At 42.7% G+C, this 2,774-nt stretch carries 2 protein-coding genes; both read right to left on the bottom strand.

The window, feature by feature from the left end:
* Nucleotides 1–429: 429 nt before the first annotated feature.
* Complete coding sequence (locus NMA52_RS18615) at nucleotides 430–906, bottom strand: hypothetical protein (protein ID WP_254829222.1); 477 nt, start codon at nucleotides 904–906, stop codon at nucleotides 430–432.
* Between the two features lie 1,625 nt (nucleotides 907–2,531).
* Nucleotides 2,532–2,774 (bottom strand): hypothetical protein (locus NMA52_RS18610; RefSeq protein WP_254829221.1); only part of this gene is annotated, 243 nt, incomplete at its 5' end.

The raw sequence follows: 2,774 nt of genomic DNA, 5'->3' as shown, positions 1-2,774 counted from the left end.
GGACGGGGACACTATACCCTAAAGTTACTTTCCAACCTGGCTCGCCGCAATAGCGGCCGAAGAGTAGCCCTGATGGAGGCTCCGGTATGGCGCTTAGTTGCTTAGCTTAATGGAGTTGGGCGCAGTGTTGGGCGATTCACTTTTGTATTGCAAACATTGCGTGATATTTCAACATACAAAGCCTATCCCATATGTGTAATCTCAAAGCAGTAAGTTCCAATCATTGATCGAAAGATTCAGAGCCCCGCTGCTTACAACATTCATCGAATTTGTATACACAGCTTGATGAATGATCATTCAATTACTTCATTTCTTTTGATGCAATATATTATCGATGGGTTATCAACTTTTCAAGCTTCCAATGTCCTATTAACCTTTAGGCAGCGACATATTACTTTTTTGATCGTCACTAAATTGACAGGTTTTAATCTATTTTATTTGATCCATGTAGTTCGAATATAGTCGCTTATTAATTTTCCCTTCTTGGAAGCCTAGTTCCATAAAGTCATATAATCTTCTCATATGGTTTTTTGAAGTCAATAAATAGTTGTACCCATGAACCTGACCATCACAAGTGGAAATTTTAATTATATTTTTTACGCCTTCAGAATACATTCCATTCACATCTAACTTTCCACGATATCTGACTTTGCCTCGGTAATCAGAGTAAGACAGGTCAATACTTATGATGTCGTGAAATTTTAATTCTACTCGATTGATAATCACTCCTTCCCGACAGAGAAACATTTCTCCTTCCTGCGTCTTCATGTTTTTCTCTCTTCCAAATTTAGAAAGAGGAAGAATAACTACGCCGATGAAAAAAGCCAACAGGCAAATTCCTCCAACTATTTTTGGGTAAAAATCTGGCCGAAAATGAACAATTATTGCGCAGGCGAAAACAATCATCAAGAGTATATATACCCAATCCTGCCTCCCAAATTTAGAGCTGGTGGTAAGTTTGAAGATAGGGCTATAGAATATAGCTTTATTTTTATTCACTGGCAATGACTTCTAATGACCGATATGACTGAAAACTCTATATATATTTTAATGAGTCTGAATCGAGATTATTAGTGAAATATTATTACACATTCTTTTGCGAATCAAATAAATTAAAGATTGAGTTGATACATCATTCCTGATTGTCGTCCTTCAGTCGTGAGTACATACTCATGTTGGACTTAACGTATATCGATGACGGATTGATATACACCGTGGGTCATTGAATGTAGATCATCGTTTATTAAATGATTCTAATTGTTTCGGCCCGCCTTTGATGGCGGGTCTCGCCCAACGGGGGCCTACCCGACGGCCGCCCCTACTAGCTAGCATCTAAAAATGGGACATCCATCACGGCCAGTCCTAAAGCAATGATAGCACGTAAAAGCGTAACCGGCGGCTGTACGCGGTAGGCCATGTTGGCGGAAGTCTTTTTAATTTGGAGTAATGCAGACTATTTATCTGCGATAGGTTTGATTCCAAAGCCGACCGGATAATTCTACGCGGAAGCTTTCCGGAGTTGTACTTATTGTTTATATAAGACAGCATTGTGGAGTTGTGTGGACTGATGTTAGGTGGTAGGTTTCCACATCCATGCTGGCTGAATACACGGCGGTGGCTTTCTTGTGGCTAACAACTGAGTGCTCCCGATCTCTTTTCACTGCCTTGTGAGTTCAGTAGTGAGCGGAATACTTTTCTTTGCAGCCATAAAAATTCTGTATCTGATACAGATCAGTAAGTCTTCATCATATTTGTTTGATGTCCTGTTTTAATAGCTGTCTTAGGTCACTCATTCTATGTTCCTGACTGGAGTCTAGTGATATATTAAGTTCGGAAACGATATATTCAAAGTGCTCAAAAGCACACGCATATTCAAAGTTGTCTAGAAAATCCTTTATGATTTTTTTCCCATCTTTTACTCCAAGGCTTTCGACATGTATTAACTGAATTTCACTATGCCATCGATCGTCCATTACTTCGTCTACCAGTTCTGTAATTTGCTGTACTATATCTCTCCTTCTTGAGAACATGCGAATTGATTTAAGGCATTCTTGTGAATCGGAAGTTAATGAAAGTATTTCGCCGTGCAGTAGGCAGAGCGGTATGCGAGCGGCACTTGTTGCAGTAGGCAGAGTGGTATGCGGGCGGCACCTTTTTCAGTAGGCAGAGCGGTATGCCGGCAGTACTCCTTTTAGCTACGGAAGCTGCCAAACTGGCGTTTCTTTATTGGAGTAAGCAGAGCAGTATGCAGGCGGTACTCTTTGCAGTAGGCAGAGCGGTATGCCGGCGGTACTCTTTGCAGTAGGCAGAGTGGGGCGACCGCGGTCACGCTTGGGAAATGGTGTAATCTGTGATCGGCTGCTCACTATCGATCTCCAGAATCAATCCCCCACCCCACGAGGCTCGGGTCCGGCGGACATTCGCCAAAACCCCAACGGGAATTTTGGCGAATTGACCGACGGGAACGAGCCGGCATCATCGAGGCGGCTAAGTGATCGGCTCTATGTTGAAATGGTGAAATTTGGAATCGCCTAGTCTCGTTTTTCTTCTCTCCTGATGCCGGGGCTTACCATGAATAAAGCACTGTCATGCCGGTCGCGTTCATCTGCTTGCTGACTCACTATCGGTTTCCCAGGGAGTGTTTCTTTTGATTGTGTACCAAAGACCTGGGTAACAGAAGTCAACCCACCTGGGTAACACTTTTTAAAATTACGATTATTATCCTTGTTTTTCCTTTCCTGCGCCCGGGGCCTGGCTTCCTGGAGGCCGTAGGC

The organism is Lewinella sp. JB7 (assembly GCF_024297185.1).
Classification (GTDB): domain Bacteria; phylum Bacteroidota; class Bacteroidia; order Chitinophagales; family Saprospiraceae; genus Neolewinella.
The sequence above is the reverse complement of the archived record's forward strand: the minus strand, read 5'-3'. Positions and strand labels throughout refer to the sequence as shown.